This is a genomic window from Saccharospirillum sp. ABV4_185, assembly GCF_056159245.1.
In genome coordinates this window covers 2,733,572-2,760,210 of sequence record NZ_JBSWUW010000001.1, presented here as the reverse complement: position 1 = coordinate 2,760,210, position 26,639 = coordinate 2,733,572, and the positions used below count along the sequence as shown (strand labels likewise).

23 protein-coding genes are annotated in these 26,639 nt (G+C 55.8%); 7 read left to right on the top strand and 16 right to left on the bottom strand.

Annotation, left to right across the window (positions count from 1 at the left end):
• Nucleotide 1: 1 nt before the first annotated feature.
• The 10 genes from lysS to ffh form a co-directional block, all read right to left on the bottom strand.
• The gene (lysS, locus tag ACXAE6_RS13095) at nucleotides 2–1,528 is read right to left on the bottom strand and encodes a lysine--tRNA ligase (protein WP_475148889.1); all 1,527 of its coding nucleotides are present in this window, start codon (nucleotides 1,526–1,528) and stop codon (nucleotides 2–4) included.
• Between the two features lie 52 nt (nucleotides 1,529–1,580).
• Nucleotides 1,581–2,688 (bottom strand): peptide chain release factor 2 gene (gene prfB / locus ACXAE6_RS13090; RefSeq protein WP_475148885.1). Its coding sequence is split into 2 segments (ribosomal slippage): nucleotides 1,581–2,603 and nucleotides 2,605–2,688, totalling 1,107 coding nucleotides; the frame shifts between segments, so codons are not numbered across the junction.
• Nucleotides 2,689–2,756: 68 nt separating this feature from the next.
• On the bottom strand, nucleotides 2,757–4,472 hold the full coding sequence (gene recJ, locus ACXAE6_RS13085) for a single-stranded-DNA-specific exonuclease RecJ (RefSeq protein ID WP_475148881.1): 1,716 nt from the start codon (nucleotides 4,470–4,472) through the stop codon (nucleotides 2,757–2,759).
• A gap of 4 nt (nucleotides 4,473–4,476) precedes the next feature.
• A complete protein-coding gene (gene thrC, locus ACXAE6_RS13080) occupies nucleotides 4,477–5,871 on the bottom strand; it encodes a threonine synthase (RefSeq protein WP_475148877.1) in 1,395 nt (464 codons plus the stop codon).
• Between the two features lie 199 nt (nucleotides 5,872–6,070).
• Nucleotides 6,071–7,369 (bottom strand): homoserine dehydrogenase, encoded by a 1,299-nt coding sequence (locus tag ACXAE6_RS13075; RefSeq protein ID WP_475148874.1) that lies wholly within the window; start codon nucleotides 7,367–7,369, stop codon nucleotides 6,071–6,073.
• A 232-nt stretch (nucleotides 7,370–7,601) separates the two neighbouring features.
• Nucleotides 7,602–7,967: a 50S ribosomal protein L19 gene (gene rplS / locus ACXAE6_RS13070; protein WP_392804152.1), complete on the bottom strand. Its 366-nt coding sequence runs from the start codon at nucleotides 7,965–7,967 to the stop codon at nucleotides 7,602–7,604.
• Nucleotides 7,957–8,754, bottom strand: coding sequence for a tRNA (guanosine(37)-N1)-methyltransferase TrmD (gene trmD, locus ACXAE6_RS13065; RefSeq protein WP_475148868.1), 798 nt, complete (start codon nucleotides 8,752–8,754; stop codon nucleotides 7,957–7,959). Before trmD ends, rplS begins: the two co-directional genes overlap by 11 nt.
• A complete protein-coding gene (rimM, locus tag ACXAE6_RS13060; RefSeq protein ID WP_392804156.1) occupies nucleotides 8,751–9,290 on the bottom strand; it encodes a ribosome maturation factor RimM in 540 nt (179 codons plus the stop codon). Before rimM ends, trmD begins: the two co-directional genes overlap by 4 nt.
• 19 nt (nucleotides 9,291–9,309) lie before the next feature.
• Entirely contained in the window at nucleotides 9,310–9,561 is a 252-nt protein-coding gene (rpsP, locus tag ACXAE6_RS13055; RefSeq protein WP_392804158.1) for a 30S ribosomal protein S16, read from the bottom strand.
• Nucleotides 9,562–9,778: 217 nt separating this feature from the next.
• Nucleotides 9,779–11,206, bottom strand: coding sequence for a signal recognition particle protein (ffh, locus tag ACXAE6_RS13050; protein ID WP_392804161.1), 1,428 nt, complete (start codon nucleotides 11,204–11,206; stop codon nucleotides 9,779–9,781).
• Between the two features lie 183 nt (nucleotides 11,207–11,389).
• Here ffh and ACXAE6_RS13045 point away from each other — a divergent pair, with 183 nt between their 5' ends.
• The 4 genes from ACXAE6_RS13045 to ACXAE6_RS13030 all read left to right on the top strand — a co-directional run bounded on the left by ACXAE6_RS13045 (nucleotide 11,390) and on the right by ACXAE6_RS13030 (nucleotide 14,828).
• The gene (locus ACXAE6_RS13045) at nucleotides 11,390–12,184 is read left to right on the top strand and encodes a cytochrome C assembly family protein (protein ID WP_392804163.1); all 795 of its coding nucleotides are present in this window, start codon (nucleotides 11,390–11,392) and stop codon (nucleotides 12,182–12,184) included.
• Nucleotides 12,185–12,272: 88 nt separating this feature from the next.
• Nucleotides 12,273–13,553 carry an HlyC/CorC family transporter gene (locus tag ACXAE6_RS13040; RefSeq protein ID WP_475148855.1) on the top strand — a complete coding sequence of 427 codons (1,281 nt, stop codon included), beginning with the start codon at nucleotides 12,273–12,275 and terminating at the stop codon, nucleotides 13,551–13,553.
• Nucleotides 13,554–13,607: 54 nt separating this feature from the next.
• Nucleotides 13,608–14,036 (top strand): DUF4864 domain-containing protein, encoded by a 429-nt coding sequence (locus ACXAE6_RS13035; RefSeq protein WP_475148851.1) that lies wholly within the window; start codon nucleotides 13,608–13,610, stop codon nucleotides 14,034–14,036.
• Nucleotides 14,037–14,102: 66 nt separating this feature from the next.
• On the top strand, nucleotides 14,103–14,828 hold the full coding sequence (locus ACXAE6_RS13030) for an RNA methyltransferase (protein WP_475148847.1): 726 nt from the start codon (nucleotides 14,103–14,105) through the stop codon (nucleotides 14,826–14,828).
• Here the strand turns inward: ACXAE6_RS13030 and maiA are convergent.
• From maiA to ACXAE6_RS13005, 5 genes are all read right to left on the bottom strand, one after another.
• Nucleotides 14,813–15,448, bottom strand: coding sequence for a maleylacetoacetate isomerase (gene maiA, locus ACXAE6_RS13025; protein ID WP_475148845.1), 636 nt, complete (start codon nucleotides 15,446–15,448; stop codon nucleotides 14,813–14,815). The two genes, ACXAE6_RS13030 and maiA, sit on opposite strands and share 16 nt — an antisense overlap.
• A 21-nt stretch (nucleotides 15,449–15,469) precedes the next feature.
• A complete protein-coding gene (tyrR, locus tag ACXAE6_RS13020) occupies nucleotides 15,470–17,032 on the bottom strand; it encodes a transcriptional regulator TyrR (protein ID WP_475148842.1) in 1,563 nt (520 codons plus the stop codon).
• A 129-nt stretch (nucleotides 17,033–17,161) separates the two neighbouring features.
• Nucleotides 17,162–18,220 carry an MJ1255/VC2487 family glycosyltransferase gene (locus tag ACXAE6_RS13015; RefSeq protein WP_475148840.1) on the bottom strand — a complete coding sequence of 353 codons (1,059 nt, stop codon included), beginning with the start codon at nucleotides 18,218–18,220 and terminating at the stop codon, nucleotides 17,162–17,164.
• Nucleotides 18,217–18,744 (bottom strand): phosphatase PAP2 family protein, encoded by a 528-nt coding sequence (locus ACXAE6_RS13010; protein WP_475148837.1) that lies wholly within the window; start codon nucleotides 18,742–18,744, stop codon nucleotides 18,217–18,219. Before ACXAE6_RS13010 ends, ACXAE6_RS13015 begins: the two co-directional genes overlap by 4 nt.
• A 109-nt stretch (nucleotides 18,745–18,853) precedes the next feature.
• A complete protein-coding gene (locus ACXAE6_RS13005) occupies nucleotides 18,854–19,291 on the bottom strand; it encodes an HIT domain-containing protein (RefSeq protein WP_475148835.1) in 438 nt (145 codons plus the stop codon).
• Between the two features lie 113 nt (nucleotides 19,292–19,404).
• Between ACXAE6_RS13005 and ACXAE6_RS13000 the strand changes: the two genes are divergently transcribed.
• The 3 genes from ACXAE6_RS13000 to ACXAE6_RS12990 all read left to right on the top strand — a co-directional run bounded on the left by ACXAE6_RS13000 (nucleotide 19,405) and on the right by ACXAE6_RS12990 (nucleotide 22,808).
• On the top strand, nucleotides 19,405–20,517 hold the full coding sequence (locus ACXAE6_RS13000) for a GNAT family N-acetyltransferase (protein WP_475148829.1): 1,113 nt from the start codon (nucleotides 19,405–19,407) through the stop codon (nucleotides 20,515–20,517).
• Between the two features lie 26 nt (nucleotides 20,518–20,543).
• Nucleotides 20,544–20,984 carry a VOC family protein gene (locus tag ACXAE6_RS12995; protein WP_475148825.1) on the top strand — a complete coding sequence of 147 codons (441 nt, stop codon included), beginning with the start codon at nucleotides 20,544–20,546 and terminating at the stop codon, nucleotides 20,982–20,984.
• A 99-nt stretch (nucleotides 20,985–21,083) separates the two neighbouring features.
• Nucleotides 21,084–22,808, top strand: coding sequence for a proline--tRNA ligase (locus tag ACXAE6_RS12990; protein ID WP_475148820.1), 1,725 nt, complete (start codon nucleotides 21,084–21,086; stop codon nucleotides 22,806–22,808).
• Between the two features lie 67 nt (nucleotides 22,809–22,875).
• Here the strand turns inward: ACXAE6_RS12990 and ACXAE6_RS12985 are convergent, their stop codons facing one another.
• Nucleotides 22,876–26,502, bottom strand: coding sequence for a hypothetical protein (locus ACXAE6_RS12985; RefSeq protein ID WP_475148815.1), 3,627 nt, complete (start codon nucleotides 26,500–26,502; stop codon nucleotides 22,876–22,878).
• Nucleotides 26,503–26,639 lie beyond the last annotated feature (137 nt).

Sequence of the window (26,639 nt, the reverse complement as noted above, 5' to 3'; positions counted from 1 at the left end):
GTTATTCGCCCGCACTGCGGGGTTTCATATGGGGAAAAAGGATGACGTCTTTGATCGAGGGTGAATCGGTGAAGTACATCACCAGTCGATCGATACCGATGCCCTCACCTGCCGTTGGCGGCATGCCGTACTCCAGGGCGTTGATGTAGTCGTCGTCATAAAACATGGCTTCGTCGTCGCCGGCGTCCTTGGCATCAACCTGGGCACGGAAGCGCTCAGCCTGATCGATCGGATCGTTCAACTCCGAGAAGCCGTTGGCAATTTCGCGGCCGCCGATAAAGAACTCAAAGCGGTCGGTCACTTCTGGGTTATCGTCGTTACGACGCGCCAGCGGTGATACTTCCGCCGGATAAGCGGTGATAAACACCGGACCCTCGAGGTTTTCTTCCACCGTGGCTTCGAAAATCTCGGTCTGCAACTTGCCCAGACCCCAACCGGCCTGTGCTTCTATACCAAGACCTTTGGCCACGGCTACCGCTGCATCACGATTGTCGATATCGGCAGAGCTCAATTCCGGGTTGTATTTGAGGATGGAGTCGAACATCGTCAAGCGCTCAAAAGACGCGCCCAGATCGAAGGTTTTGCCTTGATATTTCAGCTCGGTCGTGCCCAGCACTTTCTGGGCGACTTCACGCAGCATGGCTTCGGTCAAATCCATCAGGTCGTGGTAGGTGGCGTAAGCCTGGTACCACTCGAGCATGGTGAATTCGGGGTTATGGCGCGTCGACACACCTTCGTTACGGAAGTTGCGGTTGATCTCGAACACCTTCTCGAACCCACCGACCACCAGACGCTTCAGATACAGCTCCGGCGCAATGCGCAGGTACATATCGATGTCCATGGCGTTGTGATGGGTGACGAACGGCTTGGCCGTGGCGCCGCCGGGAATCACCTGCAACATGGGGGTTTCGACTTCCATATAGCCGCGCTCAGTCAAAAAGCGACGAATGCCGTTGACGATGCCGGTGCGCACTTCAAATACGCGGCGGGTGTCATCACTGATCATCAGATCGACATAACGCTGGCGATACTTCACTTCCTGGTCGGCCAGGCCGTGGAACTTATCCGGCAGCGGACGCAGCGACTTGGTCAGGATGGTCAGGTTGTCGAGCGATTCGACCGACACATAGAGCTCACCCTTGCCAGACTTAGCCAGCTTGCCGCGCACACCGACGATGTCGCCGATGTCGAGCAACTGCCAGTCCTGACTTTCTTTCTGCAACGGTTTGGGTAAATAGGCCTGAATACGGCCGCTGCTGTCGCGCAGGCCGATAAAGGGACCACCACGGCGCATCACCCGGCCAGCAACGGCGACGGTGACGTCTTCTGCTTCAACGGCTTCTTTATCCAGATCACCGTATTGCGACTGCAGTTCGCCGGCCATTTGCTCACGACGGAAATCGTTCGGAAACGCCTGCGGGCGGCTGGCGGCCAGATCGGCGAGTTTTTGTTTGCGCTCGGCGATCAGATGGTTGTCGTCCGTCGCGGCTTGGCTATCAGTTTGGTGCGGTGTTTGGTTGTCCGTCATCTTCTGTCAGTCCACTGTCGGGGTGCCCGGCGTGCGGGCACCGGGCACGGTTTCAGAGCCCCTTCTTCAGAGACGCTTCGATGAATTGATCCAGAGCACCGTCGAGCACGGCCTGGGTATTGTGTGTTTCCACGCCGGTGCGCAGATCCTTGATGCGGGAATCGTCGAGCACGTAGGAACGAATCTGGCTGCCCCAGCCGATGTCCGACTTCGAGTCTTCCACCGCCTGGGCGGCTTCGTTGCGCTTCATCATCTCGAATTCGTACAGCTTAGCTTTCAGCTGTTTCATCGCCTGGTCTTTGTTTTTGTGCTGCGAGCGGTCGTTCTGACACTGCACCACGATGTTGGTCGGCAAGTGGGTAATCCGCACCGCCGATTCGGTCCGGTTAACGTGCTGACCACCGGCGCCGGAAGCGCGATACACATCGATACGCAAATCGGCCGGGTTAATTTCCACTTCGAAGCTGTCGTCAACTTCCGGCGATACAAAGACGGAAGTGAAAGAGGTATGGCGACGATTGCCGGAATCGAACGGCGATTTACGCACCAGACGATGCACACCGGTTTCGGTACGCAGCCAGCCAAAGGCGTATTCCCCTTCGATGCGAATGGTCGCCGATTTAATACCGGCCACTTCACCGGCCGAGGCTTCCATCAGTTCGGCTTTAAAACCTTTTTCTTCGGCCCAGCGCAGATACATGCGCAACAGCATTTCCGCCCAATCCTGCGCTTCAGTGCCGCCAGAGCCGGCTTGGATATCCAGATAGGCGTTGGTCGGGTCCATTTCGCCGCTGAACATACGACGGAATTCGAGCGTTTCGAGTTCCGCTTCCATGGCGTTTAAATCTGACTGGATATCAGCAACGGTGCCGGCATCGTCTTCTTCGGCGGCCATATCCAGTAAATCGCCGGCATCACGAGTGCCGTCGATCAGGCGCGTCAGGGTGGTAACAATGGTGCTGAGGTTGCTGCGTTCCTGCCCCAGCGCCTGAGCCCGTTCGGGTTCGTTCCAGACGTCCGGCTGAGCCAGTTCACGTTCGACTTCGTCTAAGCGTTCTTGCTTTACATCGAAGTCAAAGGTACCCCCTAAGCACGTCGGTGCGCGCCTGAAGGTCTTTGATCTGTTCTTTGATCGGATTGAGTTCCACGGTCCGCTCCATTTCCAAAAGCAGGGTTTGCCGATTTCGGGCGGCATATTTTATCGAAAATTCAATGCCTTAGGTAGTGATTAATCGCGCGGAACCAGGTCATTAAAAACCAATTGCACGCTTTCCCGGCCGCGATATCGATTGCACTGCAATTGATAAACCCCGTCCAAATAGGGTTTTTGCGTTGGCCATATTGAAGTGTCGATATTAAAGGCGATGGCATCGACGACCTGGCCGTTCGGGTCACTCAATTCCAGCTTCAGATGATGCTCACCAACGATGCGCTGGCTTTCGATGCGCCAGCGGCCGTGAAACCGCGGTTCGGGAAAGTTCTGGCCCCAGGGTCCGGCGGTTTCCAGTATCAGGGCGGTTTCCAGGTTAAGGTCGGAACCGCTCAGTTCGCCATCGGTCATCAGCGTTGGTATCAGCGCTTCGGGCTCACACAGCTCGGTTACTGCGCGGTCGAACCACTGGCGCAGTTCATCCAGCCGCGCCGCTTCGATGGTCAGGCCCGCCGCCATGGCATGGCCGCCAAACTTGCGCAGTAAACCCGGACATTGGCTGGCAATCCAATCGAGGCCATCGCGCAGGTGAAAGCCGGCGATGGAACGCGCTGAGCCTTTCAGCAAGCCGTCATCGCTGGCCGCCATCGCAATAACCGGCCGATGCATCCGGTCTTTAACCCGCGACGCCAGGATGCCGATCACGCCTTCATGCCAGTCGGACTCAAACAGCACATGGCCGTTGCGGTTGCCCAAATCGGTCAGGTTGTCGAGGTAACGTTCGGCATCGACCAGCATGGAGCGTTCGATGGAACGCCGCTCGCGATTGAGCGAATCCAGTTCGGCAGCGCGCTGACGTGCCCTCGCCGGATCATGTTCCAGCAGGGTTTTAACGCCGACCGTCATATCGTCCAAACGGCCGGCAGCGTTTAACCGCGGGCCGACGACAAAGCCGAAATCCTGACTGCGGGCATGACGCCAATCGCGACCAGCGACCTCAAACAACGCCAGAATGCCCGGCCGGGCGCGGCCGGCACGAATACGCGCCAAACCTTGCTGCACCAGGCGGCGATTGTTGGCATCCAGCGGCACCACATCGGCAACCGTCGCCAAGGCGACCAAGTCGAGCCAATCGGCCAATTGCGGTTCACGATGGCCCTGGTCGAACCAAGCTGATTCTCTTAGCCGCGCCCGCCAGGCAATCAGCAAATAGAACATCACCGTGCAACCGCAAGCAGCTTTGGAGGGAAAATCACAACCCGGTTGATTGGGGTTCAGGATGGCGTCGGCAGCAGGCAGTTGTTCACCGGGCAAGTGATGGTCGGTGACCAGTACCTTAACGCCCGCCGCCTCGGCCGCCGCGACGCCGTCCAGGCTGGCGATGCCATTATCGACGGTGATGATCAGCTGTGGTGATTGTTGCAACGCCAAGGCAACGATTTCCGGCGACAGGCCGTAACCGTATTCAAAACGATTGGGCAGCAGAAAATCGACGTTCAGACCAAAGGCGCTCAGGGCTTCAACCGCCAGGGTGGTACTGGTGGCACCATCGACGTCGTAATCACCGACGATCAACACCCGCCATTGGTTTTGCAACGCTTGCTGCAACAGATCGACAGCCGCATCGATGCCCTTCAGCGATTGCCAGGGCAATAAGTGTTTGAGCTGGGAATCCAGCTCGACCGCTGCGCTGACCCCGCGAGCGCGGTACAGCCGGTCGAGCAAAGGATGATCGTGAACCGCCGGGCCTGCTGGCTGCGGCCGTTCACTGATGGCCGGTAAGTCGGCACTCAAAACATCAACCGAAAACTGTTTTGGCGATGTGAGCCTGTACCTGGGCCAGATCGGCCGGCAAAACGCTGTAGCGTTCCGGACGCTGCATCAAGTCAGTCAGATGATGCGGCAGTTCCGGCGATTGCAAACCAGCCTTTTCGATGGCATCGGCAAACTTAACCGGATGCGCCGTGCCCAGCGTGACCATCGGATCGATAGCGCTGCGCCGGGTAGCACGCGCCGCCGCCACACCAATGGCGGTATGCGGATCGAGCAGATAGCCGGTATCGGCGTGAACCTGGCGAATGGTATCGACGGTGCCGGCGTCATCCAGCGCGTAACTGTCGAACAGTTCACGGGCGCGCGCCAGTCGCGCTTCATCCAGGCTGACGGTTTCGTTATTCAGCTTGTCCATCAAGGTGCTCAGGCTGGCGCCGTCGCGATCGTACAGATCGAACAGCAAGCGTTCGAAGTTGGACGACACCACAATATCCATCGACGGCGACAGCGTGTGTGCCAGCGGCTGCTTCTCGTAGAGATTCTTGCTCAACACCCGGTGCAGGATGTCATTCTGGTTGGTAGCAACCACCAACTGACCGATCGGCAAGCCCATCTTCCTGGCCAGGTAACCGGCAAAGATATCGCCGAAATTACCGGTCGGTACCGAGAAGGCGACCTGACGATCCGGGCCACCCAGGTTCAGGGCCGCGTAAAAGTAGTAGACGATCTGCGCCATGATGCGCGCCCAGTTGATGGAGTTCACCGCCACCAAACGACGCTCGCCACGCAGGAAGGACTGGTCGCCAAAGCTGGCTTTGACCATCGACTGGCAATCGTCGAAATTGCCTTCAATGGCGATGTTATGAATGTTGTCGCCGACCACGGTAGTCATCTGCCGGCGCTGCACTTCCGAGACGCGTTGATAGGGATGCAGAATAAAGATGTCGATGTTGTCGCAACGCTTGCAGCCTTCAATGGCTGCCGAGCCGGTATCGCCGGATGTCGCGCCAACAATCACCGCGCGCTCGCCACGTTTGGCCAGCGTCACATCCAGCAAACGACCAAGCAGTTGCAGCGCGAAATCTTTAAACGCCAGCGTCGGGCCCTGGAACAGCTCCAGCACGTATTCGTTGTGATCGATCTGCGCCAAAGGTGCCACGGCTTTATGACCAAAAACGCCGTAGGTTTCCTTGAGCATGGTGGCCAGGTCGTCGTCGCTGACAGCACCAGCAACAAAAGGCTGAATGATGCGAAACGCTAATTCGTGATACGGCAGACCGCGCCAGGAACGGATTTCGTCCAAGCTGTATTCGGGCAAGGTTTCCGGGACGTACAGACCGCCATCGCTGGCCAGACCCGTCAGCAAAACGTCTTCGAATTCCAGAGTCGGAGCCTGGCCCCGGGTGCTGATGTATTTCACACTGCTTCTCTCTTGATATTCTCTCTTGGACAATCACCCAAGCTTAACAAACCACCGCAACGAGCGCCGGTCAGAAGCGCGGCTTCGGGCGAGTGTCGGTCGCGAGGACAGCGACCGCCAAGTCTACAGGGATGTATTGACGGCGTCCCGCCTGGAGCTGCGCTTCTGCCCGGCGCGCCATAGCCGCCGCAGCTGATCGTCAGCCGTCAAGCTGCTCTACCCGAATCCGAACCACAGGTCGCGGTACGGAATCCAACGCTTCGAGCTGCTCAATGGCTTTATCCATGCGTTTTTCGCGGACGTTATGCGTCAGCAAAATCAGCGGTACCACAGCGGCTTCATCTTCCGGCTCTTTCTGGATAATGGCTTCGATATTGATGCCGTTATCGCTCAATACCTGAGCAATTTTGGCCATCTGACCGACTTCATCACGCACCGTGATGCGCAAGTAATAAGAGGTTTCAATTTCGCTGACCGGCAACACCGGCAGGTTTTCGGTTTCGACGCTGTAGCCCAGATGCGGCACGTTGCCAGCATTGTCGATTTCACGGGCAATATCGACGATATCCGCAATGACCGAAGACGCCGTTTGTTCAGAACCCGCGCCCGGACCGGTGTACATGGTCGGACCGACAGCGTCGCCTTCAACCAGCACCGCATTGAGCACGCCATTGACGTTGGCCAGCAAACGCTTTTCCGGCACCAGCGTCGGATGCACGCGCAGTTCAACGCCTTCGGGAGTTTTACGACTGAAGCCCAGATGCTTGATGCGGTAGCCCAGCTCTTCGGCGTACTGCACATCTTCGCGGGTGATGCGGCTGATGCCTTCGGTGTAAACCTTGTCAAATTGCAGCGGAATGCCAAAAGCGATGGACGCAAGAATGGTCAGCTTATGGGCCGCATCGATGCCTTCCACATCGAAGGTCGGATCGGCTTCGGCATAACCCAGGGCCTGGGCTTCTTTCAGTACGTCATCAAACATCCGGCCTTTTTCACGCATCTCGGTGAGAATAAAGTTACCGGTGCCATTGATGATGCCGGCCAGCCATTTGATGTCGTTGGCGACCAGGCCTTCACGGATGCCTTTGATGATCGGAATACCACCGGCAACAGCGGCTTCATAAGTCACCACCACGCCCTGCGCTTCGGCGGCTTTGAAAATCTCGTTGCCGTGTTTGGCGATCATCGCCTTGTTAGCGGTGACCACATGCTTGCCGTGGGCGATGGCTTCGAGCACCAGCGCCTTGGCGGTTTCTTCACCACCAATCAGTTCAACCAGAATATGGACGTTGGGATCGCGGGCGACCTCGAAAATATCGCGCGACACCTTAACATCACCCAGATCGCAGTCTGGATGATCGCGGCGGGCACCAACGTGGGTAATCTGCACCGGCTTACCAGCTCGACGCGCAATGTCTTCCAGGTTCCGGCGCATGACATTAAAGGTGCCGCTGCCGACGGTGCCCAGACCACAAAGTCCCACATTGACTGATTTCAAAACCTGCCTCTCTTATTCACGGTTAGATCGTGCCCGGCAAAATGCCGGAATAATGCTGAGCGAAACATACTGAGGGGGCTGGCTGCTGTCAACGCGAAGCCCCGCCGTTATGGGCTTTGCGCCCGGTTTAGCGTTGTGATTTTTTTGCAAGAAGCTGTTTCAATCCATCATCACAGATTGCAGCCATAAAAAAAGCAGCCGAAGCTGCTTTTTGGGAAACATCGATCCAGGCTTAGCCTTTACGGTCGATGCGTTCCTTGATGCGAGCAGACTTACCAGAACGCTCACGCAAGTAGTACAACTTGGCTTGACGAACCGCACCACGACGCTTGACTTCAATGCTGTCAACGATGGGTGAGTAAGTCTGGAAGGTACGCTCGACGCCAACACCGCTGGAAATCTTACGTACGGTGAAAGCCGAGTTCAGGCCGCGGTTACGCTTGCCAATCACCACGCCTTCGAACGCCTGAAGACGCTCACGCTCACCTTCCTTAACCTTGACCTGTACAACGACAGTGTCACCCGGGCCAAAGGCCGGGATTTCTTTATTCATCTGTTCAGCTTCAAGCTGCTGAATAATCAAATTGCTATTGCTCATCACTCCGCTCCTGATCTATCGCGCGAGTCAAAAACTCATCCAAAAGCGCCTGCTGTTCTGCGGTGAGTACCTTATCAGCCAACAGGTCCGGTCTTCTTTGCCAGGTGCGCCCTAATGCTTGTTGTAATCGCCAGCGACGAATGTCGTCGTGGTGACCACTGAGCAAAACCGGCGGCACCGCTCGGCCATCTAATACTTCAGGCCTGGTGTAATGCGGACAATCCAACAACCCTTCGGTGAATGAATCTTCCTCGGCAGAGGCTTCGTGCCCCAATACGCCGGGAAGCTGACGACCAATAGCGTCGATAAACGCCTGGGCGGCCAGTTCGCCACCGCTGAGAACAAAATCACCCAGCGACCACTCTTCATCCACTTCTGTCTCGATGACTCTTTCGTCGATGCCCTCATAGCGGCCACAGACGAAAATCAGGTGACTGTTATTACGCAGTTCACTCACTCCAGCCTGGTCCAACCGGCGACCTTGCGGCGACAGGTAAATCACCTTCGCCTTATTGCCGCTGGCGGCCCTGGCGGCCTGAATGGCATCGCGCAATGGCTGCACCTTCATCAGCATCCCGGGGCCACCGCCAAAAGGTCGGTCGTCCACGGTGCGGTGCTTGTCGTGGGTGTAATCGCGCGGGTTCCATAACCCGACTTCAATCAACCCTTTTTGCACCGCCCTTCCGATGACGCCTTGCCGTAAAAACGGTTCGAACATCTCCGGAAAGAGGCTGACCAGCCCGAACCAAGCTTGCGGTTCGGCTGTTCGAGACGTTTCCGTTGTCAAAATTCCGGGTCCCAATCGACCAGAATCCGACCTGCTTCGAGGTCAATATCCTGGACGTAGACTTCCGGCACGTACGGGATTAGACGCTGCTGACGATCAACACTGTCGGCATTGCCTTTGACGACCAGCACATCATTGCCGCCGCCCGCACTCATTAAATGATCCACCTTACCCAGAATGACGCCCGTGGTATTTGCCACCGTCAGACCTTCCAGTTCGTACCAATAGTACTCACCTTCAGGCAGTTCCGGCAGAAACTCCTCCGGGACAGCGATCTCGGCTCCGCAATAACTGCGGGCCTGGTCGCGGTCGTCGCAGCCGGCGATATGAGCAACCATGCCCTTGCCGTGGCTGCGTCCTTTGTCGATTTCGACAGAGGTCCAGTTGCCACCCAGGTTCAGCATCCACTCGCCATACTCGAGGATGCGGTCCATCGGTTCGGTGTAAGAATAGATTTTCACCCATCCTTTAATGCCGTAGACCGAGGAGACCTTACCCAGAACAACCATCTTGTCCGGTGCTTCCGGCGTCATCATTCAGGCCCTGTCGTACGAATCAGGCCTGGGCCTTTTGATACTCTTTCAACAGCTGGGCGACACGATCAGACGTCTGTGCACCTTTGCCCTGCCAGTACTCTACCCGCTCCAGGGTGACGCGCAGGCGTTCTTCCTGGCCACGAGCGATAGGGTTGAAAAAGCCAACGCGTTCGATGAAACGGCCATCGCGGGCGTTGCGGCTATCAGCGACGGTAATGTGGTAAAACGGGCGCTTCTTGGAACCACCCCGTGAGAGTCGAATGACGACCATTCGCGTCCTCCTGTTGCGGGCAAGCTTTGAAATCACCTGCCGTTTTGGATCTCCAGAGGGGTTACCTCTGAATGCGGAAGCTCTGTTCGAAAACAGCCTTCCTAACCCAAAGTGAAACGAAAACCAGGCCCACCCCGGTTTTCAAGGCCGCGAAATTATACGTTTGAGAGCTTAAAAAGCAAGGATGATGGGGCCGGACGGCCCCGTCAGAAGAGAATTAACCGAACGGACCGCGGCCACCGGCGCCAGGGAAGCCACCCGGAGGCAAACCGCCACCCGGCATTTGGCCGCCACCAGGCATCTGACCGCCACCCATGGCGCGCATCATCTTGGCCATACCGCCTTTCTTGCCGGCCTTTTTCATCATCTTGGACATGTTCTTGTGCTGCTTGAGCAGACGGTTGATGTCCTGAATCTGAGTGCCGGAACCCGAGGCAATACGGCGCTTACGCGAGCCATTGATCTTATCCGGGAAGCGGCGCTCCTGCGGAGTCATCGAATCGATGATCACGCCCATCTGCTTGAACTGCTTTTCCGCACCCTGCATCTGGCTGACCGCAGCACCCATCTGGCCCATGCCCGGCAGTTTGTCGACCATGCCCATCATGCCGCCCATGTTGTCCATCTGGCGCAGCTGCTCGCGAAAGTCTTCCAGGTCGAAACCTTTGCCTTTTTGCAGCTTCTTGGCGAGTTGCTCGGCTTTGTCTTTGTCGACCTTGCGTTCGACTTCTTCGATCAGCGACATCATGTCGCCCATATCGAGAATGCGCGAAGCGACACGGTCCGGGTAGAACGGTTCTAAGGCGTCGGTTTTCTCGCCGACGCCCATAAATTTGATCGGCTTGCCGGTAATGTGACGCACCGACAAGGCGGCACCGCCACGGGCATCACCATCGGTTTTCGACAGCACCACACCGGTCAATGGCAGAGCATCGCTGAACGCCTTGGCGGTATTGGCGGCGTCCTGACCGGTCATGGCGTCGACCACGAACAGGGTTTCGATCGGCTTTACTGCTTTATGCAGCGCCTTGATCTCATCCATCATCTCGCTGTCGATAGCCAGGCGACCAGCGGTATCGACGATGACCACATCCACCGCCTGCTTGCGGGCAGCATCGATGGCGCCCTTGGCAATGGCGACCGGCTTCTGCTTCTCATCGCTGGGATGGAACAGCGCGCCGACTTCACCCGCCAGGGTTTCCAACTGCTTGATCGCCGCCGGCCGATAAACGTCGGCCGAGACCACCATGACTTTCTTTTTCTCGCGCTCTTTCAGGAAACGCGCCAGCTTGGCAACAGTGGTGGTTTTACCCGCCCCCTGCAGACCGGCCATCAAGATCACCGCCGGCGGCTGGGTATTCAGCGCCAACGGCTCGCCGGTTTCGCCCATCACCCGCTCAAGTTCAGACTGCACCACCTTGAGGAATTGCTGGCCCGGATTCAGCGCCTGGGAGACTTCCTGACCGACCGCGCGCTCACGCACGCCATCGATAAAATCTTTGACAACCGGTAAAGCAACATCGGCTTCGAGCAACGCCATGCGCACTTCGCGCAGCGTGGCTTTGATGTTGTCTTCGGTCAGCTTGGACTGACCGGAAATTTGTTTCAGCGTCTGGGAAAGACGGTCGGTGAGGCTCTTAAACATCTCGCTTTCCGTGGGGATTTGAAAGGTCCGGCAGTATAACAGGGCACCGGCTGCGTCTCTATGATGGTGGCAGCCAACGCAACCTCAAGTTGAGTTTGGGAACGTCTATCATTTATGCGAGACTAGCGCCTTGCTTTTTCTATATCCCTTTCGGCCGACGCCGAACTGCGAGGACTTTTCCGAATGCTGATCTGGCTCGCCATCCTGGGCTATCTCGTCAGTGGCCTGGTCGCCCTGAACGGCTTGTATCGTGTGCAGTCGCCTAATCGCCAATGGTTGTTCTGGCCGGCAGTGATTGGTGCCGCCGCGCATCTGTCGACGCTGGCTTCGGAAATTCTGGTCTCCGGCGCTTTGCAGATCAGCTTTCTTAATGCCGCCTCGGTAATCACCTTTTTCGTGATCTCCGCCCTGCTGGTCAGCGGCTGGTCAAAACCGCTGCACAGCCTGTTCGCCTTCGCCCTGCCGGCAGCGGCGCTGATTATGATTGTCGCTGTCTTGGCACCGGATGCGTCATCGCCCCGGTTGTATCGAACCGGTGTCGTCCTGCATGTCTTTCTGTCGATGCTGGCTTATTCGGTGATCACCATCGCCACCTTGTTAGCCGTGCTGCTTGGCGCCCAGAACCGCCAATTGCATAACCACGATTTAGACAGCCGCCTGAATCGCTTTCTGCCGCCGCTGCAAACCATGGAACGGCTGCTGTTCGAATGGCTGATGATCGGTTTTATTCTGCTCACCGCCGCCATCATCTCCGGTGGCCTCTTTATTGAAAATATCTTCGCTCAGCATCTGATGCATAAAACGGTGCTGACGCTGGTAGCCTGGGGCTTTTTCGCCACCCTGCTGTTCGGACATTTTCATCTGGGCTGGCGCGGCGCTTTGGCCAGCCGGCTGACTATCTTCGGATTTGTATTTTTAATGCTGGCTTTTTTCGGTTCGAAGTTCGTTCTCGAATACCTGCTTCATCAATACGGCTAATTCTCTTATCGACGCGCAACTGTGCTTGACAGAGGGGTGACCGCGCCGCTAAAAAGCACTTTCTATTGGTGACTGAGGTTTTTACCCCTTGAACGAGCTCCCCCTAGGCCTGCTGTTTGTCTTGCTGGGCCTGCTGCTGCTTTGTTCCGCTTTCTTCTCGAGCTCGGAAACCGGCATGTTGTCACTCAACCGCTACCGTCTCCGTCACCTGGCCAATGAAGGACATCGCTCTGCGAGCCTGGCCCAACGTCTGCTGGAAAAGCCTGACCGTCTGATCAGTACCATTCTGATCGGTAACAACCTGGTCAATATCGCCGCGGCCTCTCTGGCCACCATCATCGCTATCCGACTGTTACCGACGCAGCAGGATCTGGCGCTGGGGTTGTCGACAATATTACTGACGCTGGTGGTGCTGATTTTCGCGGAAGTCACGCCCAAGACACTGGCGCAACGCTATCCTGAACAGATCGCCTTTCCGTTTTCCTTTGTGCTGCGGCCCTTGATGTTTGCGCTGGCACCGGCAATCTGGCTGGTCAATCTGTTCGTTAACAGCCTGTTCTGGTTGTTCCGCGTCGGTCGTACCGGCGACAGCACCGATGCCCTGTCGGCGGAAGAATTAAAAACCCTGGTCAACGAATCCGGCGAGATGCTGCCCCCGCAACGTCAGAACATGTTGCTGGGTATCCTTGAGCTGGAGAACGTCACCGTCGACGACATCATGGTGCCGCGTAACGAAGTCAGCGGTGTCGATATGGAAGCCGATGTCGATACCATCGCCGACCAGATTCGCCGCACCGACTACACCCGTTTCCCGCTCTACAAAGGCGACCTCGACAAGGTGATCGGCATCATGCACATCCGCGATGCCGCTGAGTTCCTCTACGCCGACGAGCCGTCCAAGGTAATGCTCACCAAGGCCGCCAAGGACCCGTACTTCGTGCCGGAAAACACCCCGCTGCATACCCAGTTGATCAACTTCCAGACGCAGCAATTGCGCATGGGTCTGGTGGTCGATGAGTACGGTGATATTCAGGGTCTGGTCACGTTGGAAGATCTGCTGGAAGAGATCGTCGGTGAATTCACCACCGACATCGCCAATTCCAGCAAGGAAATCCACCCGCAGCGCGATGGCTCTTACGTCATCGACGGCACCGCCAACATCCGCGAAATCAATCGCGCCCTGGCCTGGGAGCTGCCGACCGACGGTCCGAAGACCTTGAACGGCCTGGTGCTGGAGCACGTAGAAGACATCCCCGATGCCAACCTGTCGATCAAGATCGATCGTTATCTGATCGAAATCCTGCAGATCAAAGACAACGCCGTCATCGCCGCCCGCGTTCGCGAAATGCCCTTAAACCGGCCACGCTGAACCGATCCTCGGCCGGGAGCGTATTGAGTGGACACCCCAAAACGGGAGTCCGCCATGCGTTCCCTGCTTTCCCTTCTGCTGTGCTGCGCGCTACTGGCAACCGGCGTCCAGGCTGAAGACGATGACTATAACGATGAGTTGGAAGATCAGTTTCGCAACCTGATCACCCAACAACTGAGCGCCCTGCGCAGCGGCGATGCCGAAGCCGCCTGGGCCTGGGCTCACCCCAACATCAAAGGCCGCTTCCTGACCGCCGAGCGCTTCTACACCATGGTCGTGCGCCAGTATCAGCCGTTGACCGAATTCAGTGTCATTCGTTTCAGGGAACTGGAAGCGGCGGGTGACAACTGGGTGTTGCCAGTCTGGCTGCGCACCGACGACGATCAGCAATACCTCGCCTTCTACGCGCTGAGCCAGACCAACCAGGGCGAATGGCGCATCGCCGGCTGTCAGTTGGTCGAGTATCAGTCGCCGGGCATCTGAGCCGGATGATTGAGACGGCGGCCGTGTTAAACTGCGCGGCCCCGTGACCAACCCCAAGGCGTTTTCATGTCTCTCAATATCCGCATCGTCCTGGTTCAGACCTGGCATCCCGGCAACATTGGCGCCGCCGCACGCGCCATGAAAAACATGGGTCTGGAGCAACTGGTGCTGGTCAATCCCATCGATTTTCCTGCCGATGAAGCCTACAACCGCGCCGGCCAGGCCACCGACCTGCTCGACAACGCTCAAGTCGTGACCAGCCTCGACGAAGCCATCGCCGATTGCGGCTTGGTCGTTGCCACCAGCGCCCGCGAACGCAGCATTCGGTTGCCGGCCCTGTCGGCCGAAGAGTGCGGCCGCGAAGCCGTATCGCGCCAGCAAGAAGCACCGGTTGCACTGGTATTCGGACGCGAACGAATGGGCCTGCACAATGACGACATTCAGCGCTGTCACGCCCAGGTGAATATCGACGCCAACCCGGACTACCCGGTGCTGAACCTGAGTCAGGCGGTGCAGTTATTGAGTTACGAGGTATTCAAAGCGGCGCAAAATGAAACGGGCAACACCACCACAACGCCCTACCCGCTGCATGCCGATCTGGAAAGGTTTTACGACCATCTGAATGAGACGCTGGGTGATATCGGTTTTCTCAACCCGGCGCACCCGGGCCAGGCGCTGGATCATCTGCGCGCCCTGTTTCGCCGCGCCCAACCCACTGCCAAAGAATTGCGCCTGCTGCGCGGCGTACTCAGCGCCGCCCAGCAAGCTGCCAAAGATCAGTCTGCGGGCTGATTGCGGCTCGGTTCGGCCTGAACAAAAGCCGGCTGAGCGGTGGCGTGCTGATAGATGCGCTGCAAACGCGGCCAGGCATCAAGCGTCATATCAACGCGCAGAGCGTTATACATCTGCGGAATCAATACCACATCGACCAGGCTCAATTGATTACGATAAAACCAATCGCCACTGCCCAAGCGCGCCGCCTGCACTTCCAAAGCATCGAAGCCGGTAGTAATCCAGTGCCGATGCCAGGCGTTCACTTCAATTTCGCTAGCCTGAAATTGCGAGCGCAACTGCTTTAGCACGCGCATATTGTTAATCGGATGAATGTCACAGCCAATGTCCTGGCACAGGGCCCGAACTTCAGCACGCGCCAACGCATCGTTCGGCAACAGCGGCGGATTCGGATAAACCTCTTCCAGGTATTCCAGTATCGCCATCGACTGCCGCACCAATCCCGGCTGCAAATCCAGCGACGGCACCAAACCCGCCGGATTCACCGAGCGATAAGCTGCACTGTGCTGATCGCCCTCACGCAACTCAATAGGCACCTGCTGCGCGTCAACACCTTTCAGTGCCAACCCAATGCGCACCCGATAAGCGGCGGATGAACGCCAATAATGGTAGAACTTCATCTGCATTCTCCCGGTGACAAATCAGTCGGATCGACTGTGCTTGCCAATACCATACTCGCGCAACTTATTGGCAATGGCGGTGTGCGAAACGCCCAGCTTTTTACCCAGTTGCCGACTGCTCGGATAAGCCGGATAAAGCCGGCGCAACAACTGAGCCTCAAACCGTTTCATGGCTTCATCGAGCGAGCCTTCGAAATGTTCATCGACATAACCCCAGCCGCTGGAAAAGCTGGGCAATTGCAAATGTTCTGGCTCCAGAATGTCATCTTCAGCTAAGGAGACAGCACGCAACAATGAATTTTCCATCTGCCGCACATTGCCCGGCCAGGGATATTGCTGCAGCGCATTCTGACAAGCGCGTGAAATACGAATCCGGCGGCGTTGCGGTTCGGCAAAGCGGGCAATAAAACGTTCGGCCATCGGCAAAATATCGTTCTTGCGATCGCGCAGGGCGGGAATATGCAGCGCCAGTACGTTCAGCCGGTAATAAAGATCTTCACGGAAGGTGCCGTCGCGGCACAACGCCAGCAGATCTTTTTGCGTTGAACAGATGATACGCACGTCGGCGGTGAATTCCTGTTCATCACCCACCCGGCGGTAGGTGCCGTCCTGCATCAGGCGCAAAAATTTCGACTGCAACAGCTTCGACATATCGCCGATTTCATCGAGGAACACCGTGCCGCCTTCGGCCAGTTCGACGATGCCTTTTTTGGACTGGGTCGCGCCTTCAAAAGCACCGGCGGCGTAACCGAATAATTCGCTTTCGGCCACACTGTCGGGCATGGCCGCGCAGTTCAAAACCAGGAACGGTTTGTCTTTGCGCAAGCTGTGTTGATGGCAGGATTTGGCCAGTAACTCTTTACCAGTCCCGGTTTCACCAGTAATCAACAAAGGCGCATCCAGACCCGACATGCGCTTAGCCTGACGAATCACCTTTTTCATCGGCTGGCTTTCGGCGATGAGTAATTCAAACTCACCGGCCTGCTGCTGATAGGCGGTAATCTGACGACCAAGACGCTCGGGTGATTTAAAGGTAATCACCGCACCGGCAAAGTAATCGTCCTGGTCGGCATCGGTTTCGTTGGGTACGCGAATCGGATAAATATCGGCCAGGAAAGTACGGCCACGCAGTTGCAGATGAGTCGCCGTTGCGCCGGGTTGATCGCCATTAAGCCAATGGCTGAAATTGAAACCCTTCACCCAGTTCTTCAGCAACTTGCCGTGCACCTCGGCTTCGGGCAATTGCAGAATATCGAGCGCGGCTTCGTTGGCGATCACCACATTGCCCTGGCTGTCGATCGATACCACCGGTTCAGGCAGCGTTTTCAGCAGCGTCTGCATTTCCTGCTGTTCACGTTCACCGGGCAGATAGGGAATCAAGGAGACATCCTGGATGCCAGGAATCAGACGAATTTCCGGCATCAGATGCTGAAATTCATCGAAAACAAGCGTCGGGAAGTTCAGGTAAATCCGGCCGGTGGGTTCAATTTCGATACCCCTGAGATCGATCTGGTGTTGCACCAGAATATCCAGCACTTCAGCACAAATACCCAAGCGCTCTTCACATTCGATCTTGAGCCGCATTCATCTTCCCCGCTGAGCTGATTAGAGCGCGCTAAATTGCCGCAGGGTCGGTTTTTTGTCAACTGAGCTTTACAGCCAGGCAAAAAAAACGGCCCGCCAGGCGGACCGTCTTGCGCTGCTCAAGAAAAACTAGGCGACGCGCTGAGCAGGTTGCTCCGAAGGGAAGTTCACGCCCGACCACAGCTGGTCAACCAGGCTGTCGATGGAGGCATGAGGATAACGCTGTAACCAACTCACCAGAGCCGTGGCCACATCCGGGTAATTCACCCAGCGCGGCTCACTCTGGCGCAGGAACGCTTCAATGGCGCCGGTGGAAACCTTCGGCATTACCGAGCCCAAGTCCAAGGCCTGCAACGCCGCCGCATTGGATTGCTGCTCCATCTGGCCGCGCAGCGGTTTCACCAGGATGCGCTTGCTCATCGACAGAGCTTCACTGGCCAGTTCAAAGCCGGCGTTACAGATCACGCTGCCGCATTCGGCGAGCGACGCCTGGAAACCATCGCGGCTGAAGCCGCGCACCGTCACCTGACCATACTGGCCGGGCTCAATATCGCCGCAGTGCATCACAAACCGCACCCGGCTGTTGACCTCGTTCAGCAACGCCAGCGTCGCTTCACTGTTTTCGAACGGCAGGTAAACCAGGGCTTTATCGAGCGAACCGGGTTTGGGTTCCGGCGTGGATTCAATAATCGGCGGCAGAATAGGCGCGCCGAAATGATGCCAGTGCACACCCAACCCCACGGTAACCGGCGCAAACCAACGCATGATGGCTTCAGACACCACCGAATGCCCGGCCTTGGGAATATCGTGATTAAAAGCGTACTGATGGCCGACACCCACACAAGGCATGCCCTGAGAGCGCGCAGCCCAGGCCACGACCGGTTCGAAATCGGTGACCACCAGGTCGTATTGGCTCAGCTCAAGCGAGCGAATATCGCGCCAGAGGCCGCGCATGGAGGTGTCGTTCATGGTGCGACGCAGATCAATGCGACCATCACGGGTAGCGAAGGTCAGACCTTTGAACACCCGAAAATCGCCGAAGGCGTCCATATCGAAAAAGCGTTCGCGCTCGCGACCGGAAAACACCCAATCGACATCAACACCGGCATGCGCCAGCGCTTCGGCCATCACCCGGGCTCGGGTGATATGGCCATTACCAGTGCCCTGAACGCCGTAGAGGATTTTCACAGTACAAACCCTCCCAGCGCCCAGAAGCCGACCAGCGAACCCAGGGTTGCGCCAACCAATGTATCGGTCGGGAAATGCACACCCAGGAAAATGCGTGACATGGCCACACAGCACGACCACAGCAACAGCGCCGGCACCAATACCGGCAGCTGACTGGCCACCAGCACGGTAAACAGGAAGGCGGCCGAGGTATGGCCCGAGGGGAAACTGAATTTATCGGACGGAATGATAAAGCTGGTGAAATCGTCGATGGCTTCTTGGGGTCGGTTACGCCGGCAGGTGTTTTTCAGCACCCAGTAGATGCCGCGTTCCACCGCGAAAGCCACTACAGCCACCTTAACCAAGGCCATGCCGGACTCTGGCTGAGTCACGCCATAGACGGCAAAGAACAGCAGGTAGAGCCAGCCATCGGCGGTACGTGACACCGCACGACTCAAGGCAGTGATACGCTCACGGCGACGACGCGCCATGCACCAATTGAATGTCAGGGTGTCAAGCTGTTGGATTCGGTGCAGCCATTTCATGAAGAAGCCTCCATCGTCATGGCGTCTATTATTCATTCGCCCGTGTCACCTTTCTGACTTTTTGATGAAGTTTTAATGACAACCCTGACCCTAACGAAAATCCGCTGCATCAACCAGCCGGCGGTTCAGCCGCTTTAAAGACCGAGGTTTCAAACGCCGACTGCAAGCTCAGCACGCGCTGGCGCAAGGCACCACGTGGATAAGCCTTGGCCGGAACGGCGCCCCAAACCGGGTTGGGCCAGGCCGCATCGGTTTGTTTGCGCACCACATGATGGATATGCAACTGCGACACCACATTGCCCAGCGCCGCTATGTTCATCTTGTCACCTTTGAAGGTGGCCATCAGGCGTTCAGCGACGAAGCTGCTTTCCCAGATCAATTGTTCCTGATCGTCTTCGTCCAGCTGGTAAATCTCGCTGATATCCTCACGCTGAGGTACCAGTATCAACCAGGGGTAGTTGGCGTCTTTCATCAGCAGAATGCGATTCAGCATCAATTCGCCAACTTCGACGCAATCATTCTGCAAGCGGTGATCCAGTTCGAACATCGAGCCCTCCTTTGTCGCCATTGTACCGCAAAGGAACAGATGTATAAGTGGGCACTGGGTCTGCCTGCACGCAACCGATATAATGCCTCGGCACTTTCCCAGGAATGGCCTCTATGCCCGACGTTCAGTGGCACACCCAATGGCCCCAACACCTAGGCCAACACACCGATAACCCGTTCAGCCGCGCCAGCTTTTTGCGCGCTCTGGAAAGCAGCGGCGTGTGTAGCCTTGATGGGGGCTGGTCGCCGCATCATCTGCACTGGCAGGACGAACAACAGGAACTGGCGCTGCCCTGCTACGCCAAAACCCACTCCTGGGGGGAATACGTCTTCGATTGGGCCTGGGCGCACGCCTACGAACAACACGGCCTGCCCTACTACCCCAAACTGGTCTGCGCCATTCCCTACACACCGTCCATGGGACCACGATCGAGCGCGCCCTTGCATGCGTCATTAGTCACCGACCTCGCCCAGGCCATGCAACAGGAAGCCCTGAACCAGGATTACAGCGGTTGCCATCTGCTGTTTCCCGACGACGCCACCGCCGACCTCTGGGCCAACCACACCGACTGGGTGGAACGGCGCGATGTTCAGTTCCACTGGTGCAACCGCAATTACCGCGACTTCGACGACTTCCTCGACCGCTTCGCCTCGCGCAAACGCAAAAACCTGCGCAAAGAACGCCGCTCCATCGCCGAACAAGGCCTGAAAATGCGCTGCTTTGAAGGCCAGGAAATCGACGCCGTTACGCTGCGTCAGTTCTATATCTTCTACCACGCCACCTACTTAAAGCGCGGCCGTCAGGGTTATCTGACACTGGAATTTTTCGAGCAGCTGCTGGCCGATCAGGCCGAATCGCTGGTGCTCTTTATGGCGTTTCAGGGTGAGGAAGGCGTGGCCGCAGCCTTATGCTTTCGCGATTCAACCACGCTCTACGGCCGCTACTGGGGTTGCCTCGACGAATTCAACAACCTGCATTTTGAATGCTGCTATTACCAGGGCATCGACTACTGCATCCGCCACGGCCTGCAACGTTTCGACCCGGGCACCCAGGGCGAGCACAAAGTAGCGCGCGGTTTTGAGCCGCGCATCACCCGCTCCTTTCACTGGCTGGCGCGGCCCGATTTTCAGGAAGCAGTGGAACGCTTCTGTTTGGAAGAAGCCGAAATGGTCGAACGCTACCGCGAACAAATGACCGACGCCCTGCCGTTCAAACACACCGACTGACCTCTGCTAACCCATCTGGAGTTTTTATGCGTTATCTACACACCATGGTTCGCGTCAGCGACATCGACGCCTCCTTGCGCTTTTTCTGCGACGGCCTCGGCCTGGTCGAAATCAGCCGCAGCGACAACGACAAAGGCCGTTTCACTCTGGTTTTTCTGGCCGCCCCGGAAGACCGCGAACGCGCCCTGGCCGACAAAGCCCCAATGGTTGAATTAACTTACAATTGGGACCCGGAAGAATACACCGGCGGCCGTAACTTCGGTCACCTGGCCTATCGCGTCGATGACATCTACGCCACCTGTGCGCACTTGCAGGCAATGGGTGTTGCCATCCTGCGCCCACCACGCGACGGCCACATGGCCTTTGTGCGCAGCCCGGACAACATCTCCATCGAACTGCTGCAAGCCGGCGACGCCCTGCCCGCCGCCGAACCCTGGGCGTCGATGCCCAACCAGGGCGAGTGGTAACAGCGCTGCCTTACTACACCTTGACCGCCATTGCCTCTACAATGGCGGGCTCTTTGAACCACCAGCCAATTTGACTCATTGCTAACTACGAGAAGCTTCATGCGCGCCAGCCAGTATTTGATCGCCACCGTCAAGGAAACGCCCGCCGATGCCGTTATCGCCAGCCATCAACTGATGCTGCGCGCCGGCATGGTGCGTAAACTCGCCTCCGGCCTGTACACCTGGATGCCAACCGGCCTCAAAGTACTGCGCAAAATTGAACGCATCGTGCGTGAAGAAATGGATCGCGCCGGCGCCCAGGAAGTGTTGATGCCCTGTGTGCAACCAGCCGAGCTGTGGCAGGAAAGCGGCCGCTGGGACGATATGGGCCCGCTGATGATGAAAATGCAGGACCGCCACCAACGCGATTTTGTGTTTGGCCCCACTCACGAAGAAGTGATCACCGATCTGGCCCGTAACGAACTGACCAGCTACAAACAACTGCCGGCCAACTTCTACCAAATTCAGACCAAATTCCGCGATGAATTCCGGCCGCGCTTTGGCGTGATGCGCGCCCGCGAATTCATTATGAAAGATGCCTACTCCTTCCATGTTTCGATGGAATCGCTGCAAGCCGAATACGACAACATGCATCGGGCTTACTGCCGTATTTTTGATCGGCTCGGCCTGAACTACCGTCCGGTGCTGGCCGACAGCGGTGCCATCGGCGGCGACAGCTCGCACGAGTTCCAGGTGCTGGCGGAATCGGGCGAAGACTACATCGCCTATTCCGATAGCAGCGATTACGCCGCCAACATCGAACGCGCCGAAGCCGTGATGCCTGCGGGCGAACGGGCAGCTCCAAGCGAAGAGCTGCGCCAGGTTGATACCCCGAACACCAAAACCATTGCCGCCTTGGTGGAAGGCTTTGGTCTGCCGATTGAAAAAACCATCAAAACGCTGATCGTCGAAGCCGAAGACGACGTGGACGGCGGTTTGGTTGCCCTGCTGGTGCGTGGCGATCACGAACTGAATGAAATCAAAGCCGAGAAACTGCCGCAAGTGAAAGCACCGCTGACCATGGCCAGCGAAGAACGCATTCGTGCGGTGGTCGGTGCAGGCCCGGGTTCATTGGGGCCGATTGGTTTGCCGATGCCCATCGTCATCGACCGCGCCGTCAGTCTGATGAGCGACTTCGGCGCCGGTGCCAACAGCGACGACAAACACTGGTTTGGCATTAACTGGGAACGCGATTTACCGCTGCCAGACATCGCCGACTTGCGCTCTGTGGTCGAAGGCGACCCGAGCCCAGACGGCAAAGGCACACTGAAAATTGCCAAGGGCATCGAAGTTGGCCACATCTTCCAATTAGGCGACAAATATTCCAAAGCGTTGAACGCCACCGTGCTCGACGACAATGGCAAAGCGCAAACCATGCTGATGGGTTGTTACGGCATCGGCGTCAGCCGCATTGTCGCCGCGGCCATCGAACAGAACCACGACGACAACGGCATCATCTGGCCCGATGCGTTAGCTCCTTTCCAGGTTGGCATCGTGCCGCTGAACGCGCATAAATCACCGGAAGTAATGGAAGTGGCTGAACGCCTGTACCGCGAATTGACAGATGCAGGTATTGAAGTACTGCTGGACGACCGCGACAAAAAAACCAGCCCCGGTGTGAAATTCGCCGATATGGAATTAATCGGCATTCCGCATCGCATTGTGGTCAGTGATCGTGGTCTGGCCGAGGGTGAATTGGAATACAAAGAACGCAGCGCTGCAGAGAAAGAAAATCTGAAACTGGCCGACGCGGTAAGCTTTTTACAGCAACAGCTTCAAGCCTAAAAAAACCGGGCCTCACGGCCCGGTATCTAACAACGTCCACTGAGATAACGAATTCCAAGTGCCACTGTTAATACAGATAAACAGCACCGGAATCGGTTAAATCGTTGTTATCTTCGAGGAAACTGTCTAAACCGCTAGAGTATCTTTCAGACAGGCGATCTTCGAAAGGTGCCCCCACCACCAACGACTGACCATCCGCACTTAACTCCATTGCCGCCCCGAATTGATCACCCTCATCAGGGACGTTGGATGACTTAATGTATACAAATTCTTCCCAAGTGTCGCTCCAGGGCTCATTAACGTCCCCAGGTGTTCTTTTAAAAATATAGACAGCACCTGCTTCACTAACCGTGTCAACGTTTGCCCCTAGTGATTGAATATTAATTCCATTGACAAGTTTGTTGTCATAAGGAGCAGAAACAGCAAGCCGATTACCATCCCCACTGAAACTTACTTGATGGCCAAACAGATGACCATCACCTGCAGTTGCGGGTTTAAAACGGGCCATTTGTTTATCAGTCCCATTACTAACAAGATTAGTACCTGTCCACCTATTGCATATGGAGTCAGCTGTACAACCACTTCGCGCTATGTCCAGAGCTGACAGATACACAGCACCTGTGCGAACACTGCTACCGACGGCATAATCCCCTTCCGCTCCAATTGCTAATGTTGAACCAGCCGCATTAAAGCTAAGTGAACTACCAAATTTCAAATTAGACCGCTTATTGACTTCGTTTAGTACTGGATTGATTAGTGCTGGCTGATCAGTCCAAGTATTAACCCCGACATCGCGGACATACATATAAACATAACTTTGATAATTGGGTCCGTTACCAAGCTGTGTCACACCTACCGCCACTCTTTTAGCCGTTTCATCAATAGCGACACTGATGCCGAAGTTTCTCTGTGTACTCGCAGAGTCGTGGAGAGTGACATCCGAGGATATTTCTTGTCGTCCAATCACAACAGCATCTACTCCTCCCACCGGACTACACCCTTTATCCAATATTCCATAAACCGTGAAAATAGCAGCAGCGCCCCTAGTCACGTTCCCGACTTTACTCATAGGCGCCCCGGCCACTACCGAGGGTACAGATTCACCGCCCACGCTGACACTGGTACCCAGGCGGGCACCGGCACCGAGTTGGTCGACTGCAGACAACATGCATGCTTGAGTCGACCACAGGCCATTATCTTTCCCGTACACAAATACGGCACCGTTACCATTGTTATACCCGGGCATACCGACCGCTAAGCGGGTACCCGCATCATTTAAACTCAGTGCAAAGCCAAATTCGCCATTAACACCAACACTCGTCGATGGCTGTTGAGGTGCCCCGATTATCCTTATAAGGTTCCAGCGACCATCCGAGTTTCTTTCATACAGGTGGACCGCACCGGGTTTATCAGTACTGGCAAATTCGTGTCTATCGGCACCAATCGCCATAACAGTGCCTTTTTTGTTAATAGCGACACTGCGTCCGAAAAGCTGATTGTCCAGCGTTGCATTGGTGGCAGTAGATTTAAAATAGCCTATGCCGTTTAGCAGTTTGCCTTTGAACCCAAGGTTTGTCGTATTAAGTTCAGTGCAGATGTCCGCCGAATTGCAACCACTAAATGTATAGGCAGCATTAGTCCAGTTCTGGTCATACAGAGGAATAGTCATCTGATAGCTATGCTTATCTTTTGATATGACTTCACTTTCCCAAAAAAGCTCATCCCCTTTGTATGCAGAAATACGATAGTGATCGCTGTTTTCAGCGGTATTCGGCCATTTAAAAAGGAGTATTTTCGGATCCTGCAATTGCACCGTAAAGTCGTCCTGATCACCGCAGAACTCAGTACCCTCCTCTCCAGCAAAGAAACTGCACACTGCACCGCAATATGAAAGTGAGTTGTCTTCCTTGCAGTTATCAAGGCATTTATCCTGATAGGGGTTATCGCCGCAATCCTGTATTTTATTGCAATATTCTATATCGATATTATCTTGCTCTGCTTTAGCACAAATTTCTTCACAAAATGAATAATTGGCACCATTAGTGTACTCACAAATTATATTGCAAATATCTTGGGTCGAATCATTCTTGCAACTTTCCACACAGGGCTGTACTACTCCGGAGCTATCTTTGCATTCACCGTTTGGCTGGCATTTAATTTGAGTTGGGTCTTCGAGACAGCTTTTAAGGTCTTGGCAGAAATCTAGCCCTGGGTTGTCATTGCACACGCTCTCACAAAATTTATAACCGAGCTCAACTGCACAGATTTCATCGCAATAATCGAGAGTATGGTTTGATGAGCATGCCGTTGCGCACTCTCCGTGGTCAAAATTAGTCTCCGTACAGACTACCTGCTCACCCCCACCATTATTACAAAACTGCAGACTTGGGTCCCCTTCACAATAGTCATGACAAAATGTCTGCATATCGGCTGAAAACTCAGTTGGGCAGTAGGTGATGCAGAAGCCTGGCACCGAACCAGAACCACTGCCTGCTGGACAAAACGTTTCACAGAAACCCGGAACCGTTCCGTCGCTCTTCGGACAAAACGTTTCACAGAAACCCGGAACCGTTCCGTCACTCTTCGGACAAAACGTCTCACAGAAACCCGGAACCGTTCCGTCGCTCTTCGGACAAAACGTCTCACAGAAACCCGGTACCGTTCCGTCGCTCTTCGGACAAAACGTTTCACAGAAACCCGGAACCGTTCCGTCACTCTTCGGACAAAACGTCTCACAGAAACCCGGAACCGTTCCGTCACTCTTCGGACAAAACGTTTCACAGAAACCCGGAACCGTTCCGTCACTCTTCGGACAAAACGCTTCACAGAAACCCGGTACCGACTGTCCATTCTCGGGGCAGTAGCTTGTGCAATGCGTCGGCAACGTCGCGTTTGGTGTTTCGAAGGCATTAACACAGAGTGTTTCACAGAACGTCAGGTTTGGGTTCTCGATACACAGCTGGACACACTGCGGCAGTCCTGCATTCGCTTCGCATCGCTGCTCCTGGGTACAGTCCACATCGTTGTTAATATCCGTGGGATCGCAGATACCATCGCCTCCACCGTTACCATCCCCACACTCGTCAGGCGGCGGGTTTTGGGTGTCACATAACTTGGCACAATCTGGATCGTCCAGACTGAAAGGAAACGGACACACCCCGTCAGAGCCATCTCCTGAACCACCATCCCCACACTCGTCAGGCGGCGGGTTTTGGGTGTCACATAACTTGGCACAGTCTGGATCATCCAGACTGAAAGGAAACGGACACACCCCGTCAGAGCCATCTCCTGAACCACCATCCCCACACTCGTCAGGCGGCGGGTTTTGGGTGTCACATAACTTGGCACAATCTGGATCGTCCAGACTGAAAGGAAACGGACACACCCCGTCAGAGCCATCTCCTGAACCACCATCCCCACACTCGTCAGGCGGCGGGTTTTGGGTGTCACATAACTTGGCACAATCTGGATCATCCAGACTGAAAGGATCCACACACACCCCGTCAGAGCCATCTCCAGGGCCGCCATTCCCAAATGGATTGTCGATCTCAAAGTTAGGGACCTGAATGCCCTGTCCTGCATTTCTTTCACCAGCATTTCCCAGGTCATCCGGTGGCTCACAACCAGCCAACGCCAGCAATACGATAAAACTCAGAAAAATGTGTTTAATAGAGAATGAGGTCAGAGCATCCATGATCGTTCCTATGGCCCAAAGGGCACTACTGAGACACGCTTAGTATCTCAGGTCATCGTTTAACTCAGCGTTTGAAAAATCGTGGTTTTTTCAGGTTTAGTGGCTGGAAACGATGAAAAAATGACAAATATTTACCC

Coding starts and splice junctions, on each gene's coding strand:
- lysS (WP_475148889.1), bottom strand. CDS start 1,528: ATGACGGACAACCAAACACCGCACCAAACTGATAGCCAAGCCGCGACG.
- rplS (WP_392804152.1), bottom strand. CDS start 7,967: ATGAGCAATAGCAATTTGATTATTCAGCAGCTTGAAGCTGAACAGATG.
- rimM (WP_392804156.1), bottom strand. CDS start 9,290: ATGATGACGCCGGAAGCACCGGACAAGATGGTTGTTCTGGGTAAGGTC.
- rpsP (WP_392804158.1), bottom strand. CDS start 9,561: ATGGTCGTCATTCGACTCTCACGGGGTGGTTCCAAGAAGCGCCCGTTT.
- ffh (WP_392804161.1), bottom strand. CDS start 11,206: ATGTTTAAGAGCCTCACCGACCGTCTTTCCCAGACGCTGAAACAAATT.
- ACXAE6_RS13045 (WP_392804163.1), top strand. CDS start 11,390: ATGCTGATCTGGCTCGCCATCCTGGGCTATCTCGTCAGTGGCCTGGTC.
- ACXAE6_RS13035 (WP_475148851.1), top strand. CDS start 13,608: ATGCGTTCCCTGCTTTCCCTTCTGCTGTGCTGCGCGCTACTGGCAACC.
- ACXAE6_RS13030 (WP_475148847.1), top strand. CDS start 14,103: ATGTCTCTCAATATCCGCATCGTCCTGGTTCAGACCTGGCATCCCGGC.
- maiA (WP_475148845.1), bottom strand. CDS start 15,448: ATGAAGTTCTACCATTATTGGCGTTCATCCGCCGCTTATCGGGTGCGC.
- tyrR (WP_475148842.1), bottom strand. CDS start 17,032: ATGCGGCTCAAGATCGAATGTGAAGAGCGCTTGGGTATTTGTGCTGAA.
- ACXAE6_RS13010 (WP_475148837.1), bottom strand. CDS start 18,744: ATGAAATGGCTGCACCGAATCCAACAGCTTGACACCCTGACATTCAAT.
- ACXAE6_RS13005 (WP_475148835.1), bottom strand. CDS start 19,291: ATGTTCGAACTGGATCACCGCTTGCAGAATGATTGCGTCGAAGTTGGC.
- ACXAE6_RS13000 (WP_475148829.1), top strand. CDS start 19,405: ATGCCCGACGTTCAGTGGCACACCCAATGGCCCCAACACCTAGGCCAA.
- ACXAE6_RS12995 (WP_475148825.1), top strand. CDS start 20,544: ATGCGTTATCTACACACCATGGTTCGCGTCAGCGACATCGACGCCTCC.
- ACXAE6_RS12990 (WP_475148820.1), top strand. CDS start 21,084: ATGCGCGCCAGCCAGTATTTGATCGCCACCGTCAAGGAAACGCCCGCC.
- ACXAE6_RS12985 (WP_475148815.1), bottom strand. CDS start 26,502: ATGGATGCTCTGACCTCATTCTCTATTAAACACATTTTTCTGAGTTTT.